The sequence below is a fragment of the Saccharophagus sp. K07 genome (assembly GCF_014336955.1).
GTDB lineage: Bacteria > Pseudomonadota > Gammaproteobacteria > Pseudomonadales > Cellvibrionaceae > UBA5868.
Window position 1 is genome coordinate 102,852 of record NZ_QRAI01000005.1, and the last position, 18,087, is coordinate 120,938.

At 50.4% G+C, this 18,087-nt stretch carries 15 protein-coding genes and 1 pseudogene; 7 read left to right on the top strand and 9 right to left on the bottom strand.

Going from position 1 to position 18,087, the window contains the following annotated elements; all coding sequences use genetic code 11:
- Positions 1-67 precede the first annotated feature (67 nt).
- From DWB84_RS15005 to DWB84_RS15030, 6 genes and pseudogenes are all read right to left on the bottom strand, one after another.
- The gene (locus tag DWB84_RS15005) at positions 68-916 is read right to left on the bottom strand and encodes a hypothetical protein (protein ID WP_187410624.1); all 849 of its coding nucleotides are present in this window, start codon (positions 914-916) and stop codon (positions 68-70) included.
- A 145-nt stretch (positions 917-1,061) separates the two neighbouring features.
- Positions 1,062-1,775 (bottom strand): annotated as a pseudogene (gene cobB / locus DWB84_RS15010) (Sir2 family NAD+-dependent deacetylase).
- 14 nt (positions 1,776-1,789) lie between these two features.
- Positions 1,790-3,115 carry a tRNA 5-hydroxyuridine modification protein YegQ gene (gene yegQ, locus DWB84_RS15015; protein WP_187410625.1) on the bottom strand — a complete coding sequence of 442 codons (1,326 nt, stop codon included), beginning with the start codon at positions 3,113-3,115 and terminating at the stop codon, positions 1,790-1,792.
- Between the two features lie 78 nt (positions 3,116-3,193).
- Positions 3,194-5,236 (bottom strand): bifunctional tRNA (5-methylaminomethyl-2-thiouridine)(34)-methyltransferase MnmD/FAD-dependent 5-carboxymethylaminomethyl-2-thiouridine(34) oxidoreductase MnmC, encoded by a 2,043-nt coding sequence (gene mnmC, locus DWB84_RS15020; RefSeq protein WP_187410626.1) that lies wholly within the window; start codon positions 5,234-5,236, stop codon positions 3,194-3,196.
- A complete protein-coding gene (gene fldB / locus DWB84_RS15025) occupies positions 5,233-5,760 on the bottom strand; it encodes a flavodoxin FldB (protein WP_187410627.1) in 528 nt (175 codons plus the stop codon). Before fldB ends, mnmC begins: the two co-directional genes overlap by 4 nt.
- The gene (locus tag DWB84_RS15030; RefSeq protein WP_187410628.1) at positions 5,757-6,200 is read right to left on the bottom strand and encodes a flavodoxin domain-containing protein; all 444 of its coding nucleotides are present in this window, start codon (positions 6,198-6,200) and stop codon (positions 5,757-5,759) included. Before DWB84_RS15030 ends, fldB begins: the two co-directional genes overlap by 4 nt.
- Positions 6,201-6,402: 202 nt before the next feature.
- On the opposite strand from DWB84_RS15030, the gene DWB84_RS15035 reads away from it, so the two are divergent.
- Positions 6,403-7,209 carry a hypothetical protein gene (locus DWB84_RS15035; protein ID WP_187410629.1) on the top strand — a complete coding sequence of 269 codons (807 nt, stop codon included), beginning with the start codon at positions 6,403-6,405 and terminating at the stop codon, positions 7,207-7,209.
- Positions 7,210-7,238: 29 nt separating this feature from the next.
- On the opposite strand, the gene DWB84_RS15040 is transcribed toward DWB84_RS15035, so the two are convergent.
- Positions 7,239-7,445: a hypothetical protein gene (locus tag DWB84_RS15040; protein WP_187410630.1), complete on the bottom strand. Its 207-nt coding sequence runs from the start codon at positions 7,443-7,445 to the stop codon at positions 7,239-7,241.
- A gap of 67 nt (positions 7,446-7,512) precedes the next feature.
- Here DWB84_RS15040 and DWB84_RS15045 point away from each other — a divergent pair, with 67 nt between their 5' ends.
- The 4 genes from DWB84_RS15045 to DWB84_RS15060 all read left to right on the top strand — a co-directional run bounded on the left by DWB84_RS15045 (position 7,513) and on the right by DWB84_RS15060 (position 10,938).
- Entirely contained in the window at positions 7,513-7,827 is a 315-nt protein-coding gene (locus DWB84_RS15045; protein ID WP_187410631.1) for a GIY-YIG nuclease family protein, read from the top strand.
- Positions 7,828-8,112: 285 nt separating this feature from the next.
- Positions 8,113-9,330, top strand: a complete 1,218-nt coding sequence (locus tag DWB84_RS15050; protein WP_187410632.1) for a hypothetical protein — start codon at positions 8,113-8,115, stop codon at positions 9,328-9,330.
- Positions 9,331-9,335: 5 nt separating this feature from the next.
- A complete protein-coding gene (locus DWB84_RS15055; protein WP_187410633.1) occupies positions 9,336-10,313 on the top strand; it encodes a hypothetical protein in 978 nt (325 codons plus the stop codon).
- 79 nt (positions 10,314-10,392) lie between these two features.
- Complete coding sequence (locus DWB84_RS15060; RefSeq protein ID WP_187410634.1) at positions 10,393-10,938, top strand: DUF2058 domain-containing protein; 546 nt, start codon at positions 10,393-10,395, stop codon at positions 10,936-10,938.
- 88 nt (positions 10,939-11,026) lie between these two features.
- On the opposite strand, the gene DWB84_RS15065 is transcribed toward DWB84_RS15060, so the two are convergent.
- On the bottom strand, positions 11,027-11,644 hold the full coding sequence (locus DWB84_RS15065) for a hemolysin III family protein (RefSeq protein ID WP_187410635.1): 618 nt from the start codon (positions 11,642-11,644) through the stop codon (positions 11,027-11,029).
- 124 nt (positions 11,645-11,768) lie between these two features.
- Positions 11,769-13,385 (bottom strand): YbhB/YbcL family Raf kinase inhibitor-like protein, encoded by a 1,617-nt coding sequence (locus tag DWB84_RS15070; RefSeq protein ID WP_222868207.1) that lies wholly within the window; start codon positions 13,383-13,385, stop codon positions 11,769-11,771.
- A 650-nt stretch (positions 13,386-14,035) separates the two neighbouring features.
- Here DWB84_RS15070 and treZ point away from each other — a divergent pair.
- Both treZ and DWB84_RS15080 read left to right on the top strand, forming a co-directional pair.
- Positions 14,036-15,958, top strand: coding sequence for a malto-oligosyltrehalose trehalohydrolase (treZ, locus tag DWB84_RS15075; RefSeq protein WP_187410637.1), 1,923 nt, complete (start codon positions 14,036-14,038; stop codon positions 15,956-15,958).
- 13 nt (positions 15,959-15,971) lie between these two features.
- Positions 15,972-18,032 carry an amylo-alpha-1,6-glucosidase gene (locus tag DWB84_RS15080; protein ID WP_187410638.1) on the top strand — a complete coding sequence of 687 codons (2,061 nt, stop codon included), beginning with the start codon at positions 15,972-15,974 and terminating at the stop codon, positions 18,030-18,032.
- Positions 18,033-18,087 lie beyond the last annotated feature (55 nt).

An 18,087-nucleotide genomic window follows, 5' to 3' on the forward strand; every position in this document is an offset into this window, starting at 1 on the left:
GCGGGTAAACCATCGAAAGGATAGTGGATGCCAGAATGGCTTGTCAAAAAAGCGGGCAAAACCACGGTTAGCGACAGGTTGCTACGGGCAAGCCATTGGTCTGTACGCGGGCATGATAAGCCAGTGCGGTAGCAAAATTGACGGTGCGCATAGCGCCGAAGCGAGACGCTGCACCAGGGCCGAGCCTTACGCAGTCTGTAGGGCGGCTGCGTAGGGGGCTGTTAAAGCGCATGATGGTGTTGTCTTCATGGAGGAAGTAGCCAAATTGCATTAACAGAGCGGTAAGTCCTTCTCCGGCTATGCGGGCCAATGGATCTTTGATGCTGCGGTGAAACGCCAGGGTGGCCGGTTCGACAAATGACAACAATTCCATCAGTTGCATGCTGAAGGCATCGCGCTCACTGCCAAAATCCAATTGCAAACTGACGTAGGCGATTTTGAATTCCAGCAGGGTTTGTTTTACTTGCCGCAATTGCTGGATATCAAAATCCACCGGGACGCGAATTTCGATATGGTTGAACCCCAATCCCTTCAGCAGGGCGATGTTTTGCCGCGTGATATCGGCGATGGCTAAGGTCGCCGTGTGTTCGACGTGGTTGCCGGAAATGAGTTTGAGGTTTTGGCCGATGGCGTGAGTCAGTTCTGTGAGGCTCGGCGCATCCATCAGGCAAAAGGGTTCGTTGATCAAAATGCGGCTGATTGGGCGACGGTTTAAGTAGTGATTCCAGGCGCGCAGTTCGCGCACCAGATTTTGGTAGCGAAATCGCTCTTGCATTTGTTCTTCGCCCCAAGTGCGCATGGCGGCGCAGTCGATCTCCAACGCGAGCGGCGCAATATTGTTGCGCAACTGACAATGGAGCAGCTCCAGCACGACTTCTTGGGGAAGGTGCGGCTCTTCGTGGACGGCGTTTAACATGTTGGGATCATCTGATTTCATAACCAGAAGTTTAGGACGACCCCCCAAGTTTGTCTTGACGCAGGTCAACTGGAGCGGATGAGATGTATTGCCTAGCCGATCAAAGCCGCGCATTGAAAAATGCGCGGCTTTGATCGGCTATTTTTTAAGCGTTTTGCTGGGCCAGTTGGGCGAAAAACTCGGTAACCATCTGACTGGCCGGACCGTAGTGGTGTTCGGCAAACAGCGAGCGGCCCGCGGAAGGTTCCAGGTTGAGTTCGACGGTATGAGCGCCGTAGCTGCGGGCGATTTGCACGAAGCCCGCAGCTGGGTAAACCTGGCCGGATGTGCCGATGGAGACAAATAAATCGCACTCAGCCAGTGCTTCTTCGATTTCATTCATATACAGCGGCATTTCACCAAACCACACAATATGCGGACGCAGTGCGCCTATACGGTTGCAGCAGGGACAGGGTGCGTCGACCGTAATATCGTCACGTCAGGGAATGACTTTACCGGTGGAACTGCAGCGCGCTTTTAATAATTCGCCGTGCATGTGAAATAAATTGCGGCTGCCGGCGCGCTCGTGCAGGTCATCGACGTTTTGCGTGACTAAGGTGAATTTGCCTTTAAAGGACTGTTCGAATTCCGCCAGGGCAAGATGTGCGGGATTGGGTTTTGCCTCTGTCACCAATTGCTGGCGCCGGGCGTTGTAAAACCGCTGTACAAGTTCCGGGTTGCGCACAAAGGCTTCGGGCGTGCACACATCTTCCACGCGGTGGTTTTCCCACAGGCCGTTGCTGTCGCGAAAGGTTTTGATGCCGGATTCGGCGGAAACGCCAGCACCTGTAAGGACGACAATGGATTTAAATGAAGCCATGTGGAATCCGCTGTTTATAAATAACGCATCAACAGAGCGTAACCGCCGTCTTCTGTTAGGGGGAAGTCCGGCGCGGGAATGCGGACGACGTGACCGGAACCGGGAGCGGCCTCCAGACTTTCACCCTTGGTACTTTCCAGTGCGCCGAGGCGGAATACGTGATTGCCTTTGGGCGTGATCAATTCCAGCTGGTCGTTTAGTTCGAAGCGGTTTTTCACATCCAGAGTCAGCCAGCCGTTGGCGGCGTCGTAGGCGATGGCTTCGGCCACAAACTGTTGGTTGCTGTTGTCGGAAACGCCTTTTTCATAGTTCTGATATTCGCTCGGCACATGGCGGCGGTAGAAGCCTTCGGTGTAGCCGCGGTTGGCGAGGTGGTCGAGCTCGCGCATCAGGTTCATATCAAAAGGCTGGCCGGCTTTGGCGGCGTCTATAGCGCGGCGGTAAACCTGCGCGGTGCGCGCCACGTAGTAGTGGGATTTGGTGCGGCCTTCGATCTTAAGCGAGTGGATGCCCATATTCACCAGCCGCTCCACATGCTGCACCGCGCGCAGGTCTTTGGAGTTCATGATGTAGGTGCCGTGCTCGTCTTCGTAGGCGGGCATATATTCGCCTGGACGGCTTTTTTCCTGCAGCAGCACCGGCTGGATTTCGTCGTTGATTTCCGGGTTCCAGGTTTTCGGCTGCGCCGATTCCACCGCAATCAAGTCGCCGGTTTCCGTTTCTTTCGCCGGGTGGGCGTTGTATTCCCAGCGGCAGGAGTTGGTGCAGGCGCCTTGGTTGGAGTCCCGGTGGGTCATATAACCGGACAGCAAGCAGCGGCCAGAATAGGCGATACAGAGTGCGCCGTGTACGAAAACTTCCAGTTCGGTATCCGGGCATTCGTTGCGGATTTCTTCGATTTCCTCGATGGACAACTCGCGCGACAGAATCACCCGCTCGATGCCTTGTTTGGCCCAGAACTTCACCGTTGCGTAGTTGACGGCGTTGGCTTGTACCGAGAGGTGCACCGGCTGATCCGGCCAGGTTTCCCGCACCATCATGATCAGACCTGGGTCGGCCATGATCAGCGCGTCCGGTTTCATCGCAATGACGGGTTCCAGGTCGCGGATATAGGTGCGCACCTTGTCGTTGTGGGGCGACAGGTTGCTCGCCAGATAAAACTTTTTGCCCTGGCTGTGAGCTTCCTCTACCGCCAGGGCGAGATTTTCCAGTTTGTTGAATTCGTTGTTGCGCACGCGCAGGCTGTAACGCGGTTGGCCGGCGTAAACCGCATCGGCGCCATAGGCGAAGGCGTAGCGCATGCTTTTAAGGGTGCCGGCGGGAGAGAGTAGTTCTGACATAACACAAAAACCGCATTTGACGGGCTAAGGCCCAAAAATGCGGGCATTTTAGCGAACTGACCGCGGTGCGGCTAATCCTTAAATCCGGTTACGGCCCAAATCCCGAATCAAAAACCGCGCGGGGTGCAGTGAGAGGATCTGCTCGCGCGGCAGAGGCAGCGGCTGGGCGGTGATCAGGCAGGCGAGCAGTTCGGCGCACAAGGGCGTATAGGCCAGCCCACGGGAGCCGTGGCCGACGTTGATAAATAGGCCGGGGTAATAGCCGCCGGGTTGATCGACATTGGCTTTGGCATTCTGGCGCAAGCGGGCAAAACGCTCGGCCATGGTATCGGCGTCTGCGAGTGGGCCTGTGATTGGCAGATAATCGGGTGTGGTACAGCGGAAGCTGACGCGCGCCTGATGCAGATCTTCGACGACCAGCCCGTTTAGAGCCGGAGAGAGTTCGGCGACATTGTGCAGATTGCCTTCGTGCTCCTGCCAGGAGGGTTCGGTCTCCTCCGTGCGCAATACAAAGGAGGCTCCCATGCAGTGCTGGCCGTCGACGGCTGGCGCTATATAACCCTCGCCGCAGAGCACGGTTTTAAGCGTTGCCGAAGTTTGTGTGGCTGGAGCCAGGCTGACCTGGCCGCGAATTTTCTTTAAAGGCAAATGCATGGATTGGGCAAATTGGCTGCTGCTGTAGGCGCAGGCAATAACCGCTGCCTCGCAAGCCGAAATAACCTCGTCAGTATCGCCAAGTAGCTCCCATCCATTGGTGCTTTGGCGAATTTCCTGGACTCGGGTACCGGTCAGCAGGCGAATATTCGGATGATTGGCGAGTGCCCGGCAGAGTTGCGGCGGGCTCAACCATCCGGCCTGGGGAAAATAGAGTGCGCCATTGGGAAGTGGAACTCCGGCAATTTCGGCAGCTTCCGTCGGTTCCAGCCAGCGGGCGATTTCCGGAGATTGCAGCATAAGCTCGGCAATTTGCCTTAATTGGGTTTCGTGCTCGGGATTTTCCGGCAATTGCAAAACGCCGCAGCTGTCGCCAACCGATTGGAAAAATCCCTCCTGGTGATAAAAGCGGCAGGCGTAGAGATAAGCGGTGAGATTAAAGTCGGACAAGCGACCGGTGGTGTGGGAAAGGCGGCTGTACAAAACCCCCATCGGATTGCCGGAGGCGCCCGCACCGGGTTCGGCTTGCTCGATCAAAGTAACCTGCACACCTTTTTGCGCCAGCGCCCAGGCTGTGTGACAACCGGCCATGCCTGCGCCGATCACCGCCACATGTTTTGGTGGAGTTCCTTTTGTTTCCACCAAATGCCAGCTGAAATCGTGTTTTCCTTCGACAGGTTTTGCTGCTTGGGTATCGGCAATCATGCCGTGCAGCATTTCCCGTTTGGTGCCGTAACCTGGAACTTTATTGACTTGAAATCCTTCCGCCAATAATCCGCGCCGCACTATGCCCGCCGCCGTAAAAGTCGCGAAGGTAGCACCGGGACGACTTAAGCGCGCCAATAATTGAAAAAGCTCGGGCGTCCATAAATCCGGATTTTTCGCTGGCGCAAAGCCATCCAAAAACCAGGCATCCACCAAACCTTTGCCGCTATAAGGACCAAATCCGCATTCCTGCACAGCCACATTCGGGCCGGGCTGAACAATGGGCAGCAATTGCGAAAAACCTGCAAGGGCGTCGTCGTAAATCAGCGTTAATTGCACTGAACCAAAATTCAGACGGTGAAATCCTGCTGCATCGACGGGCGGATATTGGCGCAGAAGGGCAGATGCTAAATCATTTAATTCCGGCCACAACGAAAGCGCGCGGGCGAGGTCGTCGCGCGAGAGGGGGAATTTTTCCACGCTGATAAAATGCAGCGTCGCATTTGCGGGTGCGTGATCACGCCAGGCTTGCCATGCAGCAAGAAAATTCAAACCAGTGCCAAAGCCGGTTTCCGCAATGGTAAATACGGCGCCCGGTGGCAAATCTTTCCAGCGTTCCGGCAAATCGTTGTGTTTTAAAAAAACAAAGCGGGTTTCGTCGATGCCACTATTTTTTGAAAAATACACATCGTCGAATTGATTGGAGATCGGCTGGCCATTTTCGTCCCAAGTAATGCGGGCGGTTTTGGGATCGAGTGTCATATCAAGCCAAATTCACGCAAAATCTGATCGCACCATTGCGCAATGCGATCGGCTGTCAGGTCGAATTGATTTTCTTCGTCCAATGCCAGGCCGACAAAGTATTGGCTGTCGTCGGTTAAGGCTTTGGAGCTTTCGAATTCGTAGCCTTCATTGGGCCAGTAACCACAAATTGTCGCGCCGCGTTCGACGAGTTTATCGTGCAGATAACCGAGGGCATCGAGAAACCATTCGGGATAACCCACTTGATCGCCCAGGCCGTAAAGCGCGACTTTTTTGCCGGTGAGATCCAGATCATCCAGCTCTGCCCAAACATCTTCCCAGTCTTCCTGTAATTCACCGTAATCCCAGGTGGGAATACCGAAAATCAAATAGTCGTACAGCTGCGCGGTAATCACCGGTACGTCGGCGATATTGCACAGATCTACGCGCTCGCTGCCGATACGGTCGCGAATTTTTTCGCCCGCCATTTCCGTGTAGCAGGTTGAGCTGCCATAAAACAGGCCGATCAGGGCGCGTTCGCTCATAGCAGAGTGCTCCATTCATTGGCCCAGTCGGATGCATCCGAGGCGGGATCGTTGGTAAAGATGGAATCTATGACCAACGGCTCGCCGATGCGCACAGCGCCTAAATCGGCCACGGCTTCATCCAGAGTTTTGCCCGCCTGGGCAAAATTGGGGAAGGAGCTGTCGCCCAGGTTGATGACGCCGTAGCGGCGGCCGGCCAGGGCGGGGTAGTCATTTTTCAGATGCTCGTAGAAAGGAACTATGTTCATCGGCAAATCGCCCATGCCGGTGTTGGAGGTGCAGATCAGTAATACCTCCTGCGCATCCTGCAGATCACCTTTTTGAAAACGCGCATTGATCCGCACTTGGTGACCATGAGCGGTAAGGGTGTCGGCGACGGCTTCCGCGACTTCCAGGGCAGTGCCCGACACGGAACCCACAATAATCTGTACAGCAGCCATAAGCATTTGCAGAGCTATCAAAAAGGGGCGTTATGGTAGAGCGCGGAAGCATATTGTTCAAACCGGGCTATTTCCCCCTCTAAACGCTCTTATAACCAAAAAGTTAGTGAGACGCGGATCTCAGATCTGACTGGAACAGCTATACCGGGGAAAAAGTGCTGATTAATATTTGGTCAATTCGTAGTGGTCAAAGGAAAACTTTGTGCGAATCCTCTTAGCGCTTTGTCTGGCTGTTGGGCTCTCCATGCAAGCCCAAGCCTCCGTCTCTGTAAGCGATCTTCCCCATATCGCCGGCACTCCCTTGGCCGAAGATAATTCCTGGCAAATTCTGGATATCGCACAAACCGAAGACACCATTCACTGGGTCTGGCTGCAGCGCAACTCTACCTCCGCATTTATTGTTTACCCATCCAGAAGTGAAATTTTATTGCCGGATAATTCCACTGCGCCGGCTAACGCCGACCAATTAACTCTGCGTTTTTCTGGTTCTGAAGAGGAATATGCTTTTACACGCTTTGGCGATGCATCGATTACGCTGGTTGGTTCGGACGTGGAGGTGCGTTACGACATCCAGCAAAGTGCAGAAGAAGGTGCATATGCTGGCGATATGTATTTACAAGCCGAGGAAGTACATTTTTACGGCGATTTGATTCTGGATGGCAATCTGGATGTGGTCGCGCATAATGTGTTGGGAATATACGGTAATCTGGACCTGACTGATCACTATTTTTCCGCCATCGCCTCAGCCAATTTGATTTTGGGCGCAGTGAAATCCGCCGAAGGCGTATTGAATGCCTGCCAACCGAATTCCCAATACAGTTCTATCAATATAGGCGTTAGTCTCGGACAAAAAACCTGTGTTGGCGATTTTGTTGTTCCTCAGAAAAATTCTGTGCAAACCCAAGCAACGGAAAAATCCGCAAAATCCAGCGGTGGTAGCGCGGGGTGGTGGTTTTTTGCGCTGCTTTCATTAATTGCTGGGGTGCGTTTCCGCAGTTCCATCCAATAACGTAGGTCGGCCTTTTAAATCCGGGAATTTCAACATCGGTTCTTAAATTCCTCATCCCAGAGATCACCAAATCCATTTTTGGTCATATATCCACAGATCTTGTTAAATAATTTGTGGATCCAGAACTCAATATCATCTACACCATCTACTTCTTTATTGCTCAGGTGAAATTCCGCCGCTAGATCGGTCATATGCATTGCAACCGCCTCGCGCGCCGGATGTGCGGTGTTGTTCATTCAGATTTGACGTTACACTTGACCACATTGACTAACAATCGGTGAAAGAAATTTTTTAAAAACAACCATGACTCAAATTGAAGGAATAAGCGAAGATGGTGTATTGAACGGTTCCACCTGGCACGTCTATATCATCCTCACCGATAAAAACCATCTATACACCGGCATAGCAACTGATATCGACCGACGCTTTCAGGAGCATATGGATATGGCCGATGGCAGGGTGAATGCGCGAGGGGCCAAGTTTTTTCGGTCGCAGCGGCCGTTGGAGGTGGTCTATCGCGCTTCCTTTCCTGACCGCAGTGCCGCGTTGCGCCATGAGCGATTGATCAAATCTCTTTCTGCTGACCAGAAACGGCGGTTGATTATGGGGAGGCTATGAATGATCAGTTGTATTTCAAGGATGTGGCTCCGACGAGGCTGAGAGGCTGATTCGACCGAAGATGACGGGAGCGAAAACGTAGCGGGGTTAAGGGGTTCCTCCCTTCACTGAATCTTATGGCTACGCAGTGCAATAGTTGATGTTTAACGAGGCCTTCTTTGGGGCTTTTCAGCTGCTGTCAAATTGAAGACAATAGTGCGTTTGTGATAGAGGTTGGTGTTTATGCCTATATCCCGAAGCAATCTGGGAGTTAAATAGTTTCAATGAAAAAGGAGAATGGAGCTCATGGTGGTTGAAAAAACATTATCAGATTTTAAAGGCAATATTGACCAATATTTCAAGGATCAATTTGAGGAAATTGGTGAGGGTTCTTCGAATGGAAGAAGGCTATTTATTGCAAAGAACGCCAAGCGTCAGTTTAATGAGTTGCTGAAAAGAAAAGATAAAAGTTTTTCGGAGCGTTATTTTTATAATCAAATCCTTTCCATAAAAAATGTCGGCTATTTAAATAGCCAGTTTAGCGTGATATCTCCTATCACAAGGCGGCTAAGGTTGGAAGGTGGGGAGATTATCTATGCTGTTTGGCATGGTAGTTCCTATGTTACCCAAATCAACGTAACTCCCAATAATTCGGATAAGATCAACCCTGGAGTGTATGCAGTAAGAAAGCAAACTGGAAAGGGTAAGGAAGTTTGGGAAGCGGATACCAATTCTGAGTTAAATCATATCCAGACCAAAAATTTGGCGATAAATGGTTATGCGAACGGTATTCAAAATGCAGCTAACTTTATGCCTGATCTTATTAAGTATGGATTTGGCGAAATAGCTATCCGAGATGTTTATTCGCTTTTTTATAATCCTTGCTCAGGCAATCTTTCCGGTGAATGGCGGTCCTTTCGAGATAATAATGGTTTTAGTACCCAGACCGCTAAAAAGCTTGCAGATATCTTGGCTTTAACTGCAGAAAAGGAAAAAGAACTGAATTTAACAGTACACGAAGATGGACATATTCTCCTGAAGTCCGCTTTGCGTATTGTGGCCAAAGAGGGTAAATCCTTGGAGAATTTTACGGTCTTTTACGCCAATCCAACGGTAAATCTCCAGTTGATCGACAGATGGCGTAGTAAAACAGGCATGAAGCTGGCATCCAAAGCGCCGTTGATCAATATAATGAGTGCGCGTCAATATCTAACGAGTCTCAATTTCTTTAGTGATGCCATCGTCACCAGAAGGGCCGATCCCGCTAATGTAGGCATCCCAGTTTACAACGCTATACAGACGGCCATCACTACGGCGGGAATTGCTACGGCATCAGCTACCTTCTTGGGCATCTCTGCAGCAGCAGTTGGGGCAGCGCCATTTTTGCTGGGGCAAAGTCGTACATTGAGTCAGAAGGTGATAGATTCCTCTGGTAAGTCTGTCCAGGAAGGTGTGCGTCATTACGCGGGTAAAGCTAAAAAACTAGTTTGGGACCCGATTCATAAAATGATGGTTGCGGAATAAGTCAAATGGCGCTGATCGATTTATGTCTACCGTTACGGGGGCCAAGCTTAGCCCAACAGTCGGAGTTAAAGATTAACTTATCGGGGACTTTGATTTCCGTAAAACTACCAGATAGTGATGACGGCGTCATTAGAAATGGACCAAAGTGCCAAACCGATAATTTATATGATTTGCCTTTTGGTCGTTGGAGAAACGACGATCCCTATGAAACGGAAGGTTTTGGTCTTTTCAATTGTGAGTGGCAATTTCATAGGTTGTTTTTAAGTGATAGTGCTGCGGATGTTGGGTTTGGTTTGAGTGTCTTTCACCTGCCGGAGTTTCAGAGTCTGTTTCGTCCTAGAAGATTGGAATGTGCGATTGAAAGGTTGATATATACAACGCCATTTCTTTCAACACAGAAATCTGGCGAAAGTAGATTAAATTGGCAAGTCATTGATGGGCCTAATCAATGGATTCGGTATGAATATATCGGTTGTAGAAGAAGATATGAGGCGACGGAGCATGTCGGGGTTTTGTGGCACCTTCCGTTGACGGACAAACACTTATTAAGCGTGCGTTTCCGTTTCATCTATCGCTCAAAGAATCAGCTTGTTCGGAAAAAATGTGCCGAGCTCATGAGCATGATTATGGAGTCGTTTCGTGTCGAGCTTTCCAACGATGCACTTCAGCAAAAAAGGGTAGCGCAAGAAGCCTACCCTTATGAGAAAATTTCTACTTCTTTACCTCCGTACACTTTCGAAACACCTGAAATTTTGATTAGGCATGATCTGATTGGAAAAGTGAGCGAGCAAATCAACCACGATTCATCATATCCAGATCATTTATTTGAAAAGTTGGTAGAAGAAGCGGACATGAAGCAACGAGCTTATGCCGATGAAGTTCGCGATAGAATTCTTAAGTCCCACCTCCGCTTCGGAGAGTTGGAGCAGCAGGATTATGAGAACCATCTGGCCAATCAAAGAAAAAGTGCCGAGGTAGGATAGTGGTAATGGGCTTGAGTAGCCGATTTTGAACGCGCCTAAGTTACAATGGCCGCTTTTCATACTGTCCAGGGGATTTTCCATGACATCCTTGAAAGACCAATTGCTCAAAGCGGGTTTGATCGACCCAAAGAAGGCCAAACAGGCGGAGAAAGAGAAGCGCAAGCAGGATAAGCAGGCGCGTCGCACTGGGCAGTCGGAGCAGGACGAAATAAAGGCTGCAGCCCAGGCGGCGCGGGCGGCCAAGGCGGAGAGGGATCGGGAGTTGAATCGCCAGCGCGATCTGGAAGCGGAGCAGAAGGCGATTCAGGCGCAGATCCGCCAGCTGGTTGAGAATCACCGGCAGCAGCGCGGTTCGGGTGATGTCGAGTACAACTTTACCGACGGCAACAAAATCAAAAAGATTCGGGTTTCCAACGCGGTGCACCGCCAGATCGTCAATGGTGTTTTGGCAATTGTGCGTTTAGGCGAGGGTTACGAGCTGGTGCCGCGGATTGTGGCGAATAAAATTGCGCAGCGCGACGCATCCTGTGTGGTGGTGTCCAACGCACAGGCGGCCAATACGCAAATGACTGACGAAGAAGATCCTTACAAGGATTATGTGATCCCGGATGACTTGATGTGGTAAGGGATGAGTTGGTGTGGCTGGTTAGAAGCCATTTCAAAAATCAGCTGAACGTAGACATTTTGAGATAGCTTCTATTTTGAGATAGCTTCTAGAGAACGTGCAGCCACACCGCAAAATAATGGCTTACACTGCCTGCTAATACGAACAAATGCCAGATGGCATGAAAATACGACTTGCGATGGTCAAACACATAAAACACAACACCAGCGGTATAAAAAATCCCACCCGCCAGCAACCACAAAAATCCCTGGTGCGATAAAGCGTGAACCAAGGGTTTTATCGCCACCAAACATAGCCAGCCCATCACTATATAAAGCGTAACGGACAGTACTTCGCGCCGTGGTTTTAATGTCGCATCCAGCACAATCCCGATAACCGCCAAACTCCAGATAATGCCAAATAAAGTCCAGCCCCACGGGCCTTCCAGGCTTACTAATAAAAACGGGGTATAAGTGCCGGCGATTAATAAATAGATAGCCGCATGATCGAATTTTTGGAAGATTTCTTTCGCCCGACCGCGGAAACTGTGGTACAGGGTAGACAGCAAATACAGCGTAAACAAAGTTGCGCCATAAACACTGAAACTGATGATCTTCATTAAATGGCCTTGGTGGGCCGCCTGGTTGATCAGAACGATCAGGCCTGCCAAGGCCAATGCCGCACCCATCAGGTGGGTAATGCTGTTGAGTCTTTCGCCTTTATACATCGTTTACGTCACTTCTCTTTCATCTATCTTTTATATGGATGCATCGACCGAGAGATAAGTTTCTCTTCGCAAATAACTATTCTGTTAATGTCGACGTCATCGCAAAAATCGCCGTCGCTGCAATTTAGCGATCATAAGTTGCGGTAATTTTACCGCTGGCCAGTACATGGCCTTTCAATGCGTTCAGTAGCTCTTCCCGACTTGCACCGAACGGAATATTTAACTTTTTATCCACGGCAAATACTTGAAAATGGTAATGGTGCGCTGGGTCATCAGGTGGTGGTTTGGGGCCAAAGTAGCCGATATTTCCACGATCATTTTCCCCTTGTAGCGCATCTTTGGGTCTGGGAACTTGCGGTGCTGGAGGTACCGCTTTTTCAATTTGGGTGACGTTGCCCGGAATGTTGTAAATCAGCCAATGCACAAAGGGTGGATTTTCACTTGCATCTGGATCTTCCATCACTATTGCATAACTTTTAGTTCCTTTTGGCCCTGTTTGCCATTGCAATGGTGGAGAAATATTTTCGCCGTCCGCGGCAAAAATATCGGGCAATGGGGCGCCGTCGGAAAATGCAGGCGAAGTCACTGAAAGTGTTTGCGGCGCTGATAACACATCAATGGCCAGCACTGGTGTTTTTTGTTCCGGCGGAACACCCAGACGCTGAATCACTTTTATCTGGGTGCCAGCAGAGTTTGTCGGCTCGCCAACCGGCCAACCCTGTCTACCATTTTGAGTATAGGCAATTCGATAAATCACGCCGTTCGTATCGTCGGAGACGAGTAACGCTCCGTCCTTGGTCTGTGCCAAGCCGGCCAATCGGCCTTGGTGTACCCATTTGTCGTCCAGATGCATTAAAAACCCTTGCGCAAATACTTCGAATGACGCGGGTTTGCCGCCGCTGAAACGAATGCGGGTAATTTCGTAGCCGGAAGGTGGTTTGCGATTCCAGGAGCCGCGCATGGCAACAAAGGCATCGCCTTGATATTCCTCCGGAAATTGTTTGCCGGTGTAAAACAGCATCTGCATAGGAGCGGCGTGGGGAGTGTAATAACCGACAGGTTCTTCACTGCGCGCCGCCCACTCTTTCATAGTGATATTGCCGGGCGGCTCATCCTGCGGATTAAAGTGGCTTGCGCCATATACATAAGGCCAGCCGTATTGTTTGCCTTTAACGATATGGTTCAGTTCTTCGTATTGCTCGTTATCGCCGAGCCAATCAATACCGTGATCCATGCCGTAAAGCTCGCCAGTTTGCGGTTTGAATGCAAAACCTATGGTATTGCGCAAACCGGAAGCAAAAATCGTGCGGCTGCTTCCGTCCGGTTTCATTTGCAAAATAGTGGCGCTCTCCGGATTGCTTTCTGCGCAGGCATTACAGGTGGAGCCTACGGAGACGTACAACATCCCGTCCGGGCCTACGGCGAGAGTACGGTTGGGGTGCTGGCCGGCGTCCGGAAGGTCATCCACCAGTTGTTCCAAGGGTGCGAGGGTGCCGTCTGTCTGAATGGTGGTGCGATATACGCTGTTGACGGTGACCAAATACATGGTTTTACCGTCGATAGTGATGCCGTGCATGTCCGGTCTGCGCGCTACGACCTTTTGCACATCTGCCACACCATCGCCGTTTTGATCCTGCAGCATAAGCACGTCTCCAACGCTGCGTCTGGTGACGTATACAGTTCCACCTTCGGCAACGGCCATCATGCGCGGATTGACCAAATCCTTGGCGAATACGTTCATTTCAAACCCCCAGTGGAGAGCGATTCCAAGCAATCCTTTTTCAACCGGAAGTTGCCGTGGTTCCAAAACATGCCCAACCACTGTTACATCTGCTGCTTTGGGGTCTTTTAATTGTTGTGATACGGGTGGCACTGGACTATCGGCGTAGCTATGTGAGTAAAAGAACGGGGAGTAAAAAAACGGGGAGCAAAAAAGTGGCAGAGCACTAATAAGTCCAGCCTTGCGTAAAATTGCATTAATCGCGGAGATGTATCGGCACATTTTCTTTACCTTGGGGTTAGGCTAAAGAGGGGCAAGTGAAAGGCCGTGTAACCAAAACGCAAATGATGCATCTCCAAATGCATATCACGACCACGTATGCCGCATAGCAAGGCATGTGCCTATGTAGAACGTGTTTAATTTTTCAAGGGTTTTTTATTTCCAATAATAAGAACCTGTAAGTTTTACATAGGTCGCATGCAAATATTCCTGTCGATGGTTCATTATCACCGCAAAAGAAGCCTTCGCTCCACACCCAAGGATTAGCCGAGCGCAAACATGTGCGCGACGCTTATAAGAAAGTAGCGCTCGTTCGCATTCCTATAGACTGTTTTTAGCTGTGGTACAGCGCTTGCAATCGCCAGAAAACCAGGAAAAAGGAAAGCGGCGAAATGGCAGTCATAAGACGAAAGTTTGCGGTTGGCGCGGAGGTAATGCCTGCTGGAGTGCATTTTCGAGTTTGGGCGCCCGATGCGCATAACATGCAGGTGATATTGGAAAACGGCGGGCAAAAGTCATTTGATTTAAATGAAGAATCCGGAGGTTATTGGTCCGGATTGATTGCTGAGGCCAAAGCGGGGGACCGCTATAGATTTCGCATCAACGAAAAAGAAACGCTTTATCCAGATCCGGCTTCCCGCTTTCAACCAGAAGGACCCCACGGGCCATCGCAAATTATTGATCCATCAAAGTTCGCTTGGACAGACGATGCCTGGCAGGGCATTTCGCCTAACAACCGCGTGATTTACGAAATGCATATAGGGACCTTCACACCCGAGGGAACCTACCGCGCTGCGCAGCGAGAGCTGGAGGAATTGGCGCAATTGGGTATCACCGTTATCGAAATCATGCCTCTGGCAGAATTTGATGGAAAATTCGGCTGGGGTTATGACGGCGTTGATTTTTTTGCGCCTTTTCATCACTACGGCACGCCGGATGATCTGCGAGCGTTTATCAATGAAGCGCATCGACTGGGCTTGGGTGTGATTCAGGATGTGGTCTACAACCACTGCGGCGCCAGCGGTTGTTATTTCGCCCAGTTTTCCAAGCATTATTTTTCTGCGACTTACAAAGGGGAGTGGGGTGACGTATTTAATTACGATGGCCCGCAATCCGAAGCAGTAAGAGAATTCGTTTGTGCCTGCGCGGCTTACTGGATAGAGGAATTTCATTTTGACGGCTTTCGTCTGGATGCGACTCAGCAGATTTTTGACTCGTCGGCGCGCCATATCATCAAGGATATCGTCGTTGAAGCGCGCAAACAGGCTGGCGACCGGCAGCTTTATATAGTTGCGGAAAATGAACCACAGCACAGCGATATGGTACGCAACCCGGAGGATGGCGGTTACGGCTTGGATGGCATATGGAATGATGATTTTCATCATTCGGCGTTGGTCGCATTAAAAACTTATAAAGAAGCCTATTTTTCTGATTATCTCGGGCGACCCCAGGAGTTTATTTCCGCGGTGAAATACGGATTTTTATATCAAGGTCAATGGTATCACTGGCAGAGCCAAAGGCGGGGCACACCGACTTTTTCAGTACCTCAAACGTCATTTATCCATTTTCTGCAGAATCATGATCAGGTCGCCAATACGGGCAGTGGCAAGCGCGTGGATGCTATGTCTCATCCAGGCTTATATCGAGCCTTTACCGGATTGTTATTGCTGGGACCGGCTACGCCGCTGTTGTTTCAAGGGCAGGAGTTCGGTGCATCTGCTCCGTTTTGTTATTTTGCGGATCACAACGCTGATTTAGCAGAAAAAGTCATGCAGGGGCGGACGGAATTTCTGCATCAGTTCCCGTCCTTGGCTCATAGCGAAACGCAGAATTATTTATTGCGACCCGATGATCCGACTACTTTTACCCGCTGCAAATTGAATTTTCAGGAGCGTGAAACACACGCGCCTATTTATCAGTTGCATAAGGATCTGCTCACCCTGCGCAAGCTGGATCCCATATTTTCACAAGCGGAGCTGGTTGGCGTGGATGGTGCGGTATTGTCTGAATCGGCTTTTTTGTTGCGTTTCTTTTCCCGCAGTGGAAGGGATGATCGGATTTTACTTGTGAATATGGGAAGGGATTTACCTTTGTCGCCGCTGCCTGAACCACTGCTGGCGCCACACGATGATTGCGATTGGGACATACTGTGGTCGAGCGAACATCCTGCCTATGGTGGTCACGGTATGGTGGCGTGGCGTATGGATGGCAAGTGTATGTTGTCGGGTTCATCGGCAGTGGTCTTGCATCCCAAAACCATAAAAACCAAAACCGCGTTTTATCGCAATCATCAATTTCCGTCCGAAGCGGTTTAATGGAGAAAACTCTATGTCCCAAATGATTGTGCGGAGAGTTAATTGGCGGGACGAGTCTCCAGAAGATGAACTTGCGTTATCCGAGGAATGGTTGGTAGCCAATGGGCTTGGTGGATATTCTTCGGGCACACTTTCCGGAATTGCCACGCGCCGTTATCACGGTTTGTTAGTTGCCGCTTTACCAACACCGCTCGGCCGCACCGTGATGCTGAACCATGTGCTGGAAACTTTGATATTCAGCAACGGTAATAAAATTAATCTCACCGAACAGGAAATCCACAATACGCGAATGGAATTTGCCGCGTTGCGCCGGTTGAAGTCATTTCACCTGGAAATGGGTCTGCCCGTATGGCGATATGAAATTGAAGGTCTGTTGTTGGAGAAAAGGCTTTATTTGCCGTATCAGCAAAATACGGTTCATATTTGCTACAAAGTTCTCGAGTGCACCGAACCTGTGAGATTGGAATTGCGGCCTGCAGTCAACTTCCGCCCACAGGAGGCGGCAGTGGAAAGCATGTTCGTCGATCCCAGTGAATATGTATTCAGTGTTCACGACGATTATTTCCGTTTGGAAGGCGAAAAATTTCCGCCGCTGCATCTGAAAATGCAGGGTGGCAATTTTACTTTTACCATTGATCGCCGCCGTCGCAATGATATTTTCTTCCGCCTTGAAGCAGCACGCGGCTATACCTCTGTTGGTGAATTTTGGAGTCCCGGATATTTTGCGGTTACCTTGGAAAAAGGTGTTGAGGTTACTTTTACCTGCTCTACGGAATCGCCGGAAACGTTGCGACTGTTATCGCCGGAAGAGGTGTTTGATCTGGAAGTAAAACGCCGCTTTCATTTGCTTGATATGGCATCGATTCCAGCAGACGCTGGATTGCCGGCGGAATTGGTATTGGCGGCGGATCAATTTATTGTTACGCCAGCGGGTCGTGCGGAAGAGGCGGCGCGGGCGCGCGCCAGTGGTGAAGAAGTGAAAACGGTTATTGCGGGTTATCACTGGTTTACCGATTGGGGCCGCGACACCATGATCAGTCTCGAAGGTTTGACCATTACCACTGGTCGCCATCATGAAGCCAGTTTTATCTTGCGGACATTTGCCAAATATGTACGCGATGGTTTGATTCCCAACATGTTTCCCGAACACGGCAAAACCGGCCTTTATCATACGGCGGATGCGTCCCTGTGGTTTTTTCATGCGCTTTCGCGCTATATGCGTATAACCAACGATCGGGAAACCTTGCGGGTCATTCTGCCGAAATTGCTTTCCATCGTTGAACATCATTTGCGCGGAACACTTTTTAATATTGGCATTGATCCGGAAGATGGTTTGTTGCGGCAGGGCGAAGAGGGTTATCAGCTTACTTGGATGGATGCCAAAGTCAAAGATTGGGTGGTGACGCCGCGCCGAGGAAAAGCGGTGGAACTCAACGCTCTCTGGTACAACGCCTTAAATATTTTGGCTGGATGGTTGAATGATGAAGATCCCGCGCAAGCCGCAAATTTACGCGAACACGCATTGCGTGCACGCCAGTCTTTTAATCGACGTTTTTGGTTCGACGAGGGCGGCTATTTATACGACGTGATCGACGGGCCAAACGGCTCAGATAAAGCGTGCCGGCCAAATCAGGTATTCGCCATCTCTCTGGATTTTCCCATTTTGGATGAAGAGCGCTGGGCATCCGTGATGAATGTGGTGGAGCACCGGTTGTTGACGCCTGTTGGCCTGCGTTCGCTTTCACAGGAACATCCGGATTACAAAGCCTCCTATCGCGGTGATTTATGGACGCGCGATGCCGCCTACCATCAAGGCACTGTATGGGGTTGGTTAATCGGGCCGTTTATCGATGCCTGGTTAAAACTCCATCCCAATGACTGCGACGGCGCACGGCAATTTTTAGCAGGATTTGAGCAGCATTTAGGCGAGGCGGGAGTCGGTTCTATCAGTGAAATATTCGATGCAGAAGCTCCATTCACACCGCGCGGTTGTATCGCACAGGCGTGGAGTGTGGCAGAAGTCTTGCGCTGTTGGGTGAAATGTTCGCCGACAATACGGCGCACTATTACCTAATATAAAAATCACCTAATATAAAAATCGCCTGATATAAAAATCCGCAAAGAGCTAA

Coding starts and splice junctions, on each gene's coding strand:
- DWB84_RS15040 (WP_187410630.1), bottom strand. CDS start 7,445: ATGAACAACACCGCACATCCGGCGCGCGAGGCGGTTGCAATGCATATG.
- treZ (WP_187410637.1), top strand. CDS start 14,036: ATGGCAGTCATAAGACGAAAGTTTGCGGTTGGCGCGGAGGTAATGCCT.
- mnmC (WP_187410626.1), bottom strand. CDS start 5,236: ATGACACTCGATCCCAAAACCGCCCGCATTACTTGGGACGAAAATGGC.
- DWB84_RS15005 (WP_187410624.1), bottom strand. CDS start 916: ATGTTAAACGCCGTCCACGAAGAGCCGCACCTTCCCCAAGAAGTCGTG.
- DWB84_RS15045 (WP_187410631.1), top strand. CDS start 7,513: ATGACTCAAATTGAAGGAATAAGCGAAGATGGTGTATTGAACGGTTCC.
- DWB84_RS15030 (WP_187410628.1), bottom strand. CDS start 6,200: ATGGCTGCTGTACAGATTATTGTGGGTTCCGTGTCGGGCACTGCCCTG.
- yegQ (WP_187410625.1), bottom strand. CDS start 3,115: ATGTCAGAACTACTCTCTCCCGCCGGCACCCTTAAAAGCATGCGCTAC.
- fldB (WP_187410627.1), bottom strand. CDS start 5,760: ATGAGCGAACGCGCCCTGATCGGCCTGTTTTATGGCAGCTCAACCTGC.
- DWB84_RS15070 (WP_222868207.1), bottom strand. CDS start 13,385: ATGAACGTATTCGCCAAGGATTTGGTCAATCCGCGCATGATGGCCGTT.
- DWB84_RS15065 (WP_187410635.1), bottom strand. CDS start 11,644: ATGTATAAAGGCGAAAGACTCAACAGCATTACCCACCTGATGGGTGCG.
- DWB84_RS15050 (WP_187410632.1), top strand. CDS start 8,113: ATGGTGGTTGAAAAAACATTATCAGATTTTAAAGGCAATATTGACCAA.
- DWB84_RS15055 (WP_187410633.1), top strand. CDS start 9,336: ATGGCGCTGATCGATTTATGTCTACCGTTACGGGGGCCAAGCTTAGCC.
- DWB84_RS15060 (WP_187410634.1), top strand. CDS start 10,393: ATGACATCCTTGAAAGACCAATTGCTCAAAGCGGGTTTGATCGACCCA.
- DWB84_RS15080 (WP_187410638.1), top strand. CDS start 15,972: ATGTCCCAAATGATTGTGCGGAGAGTTAATTGGCGGGACGAGTCTCCA.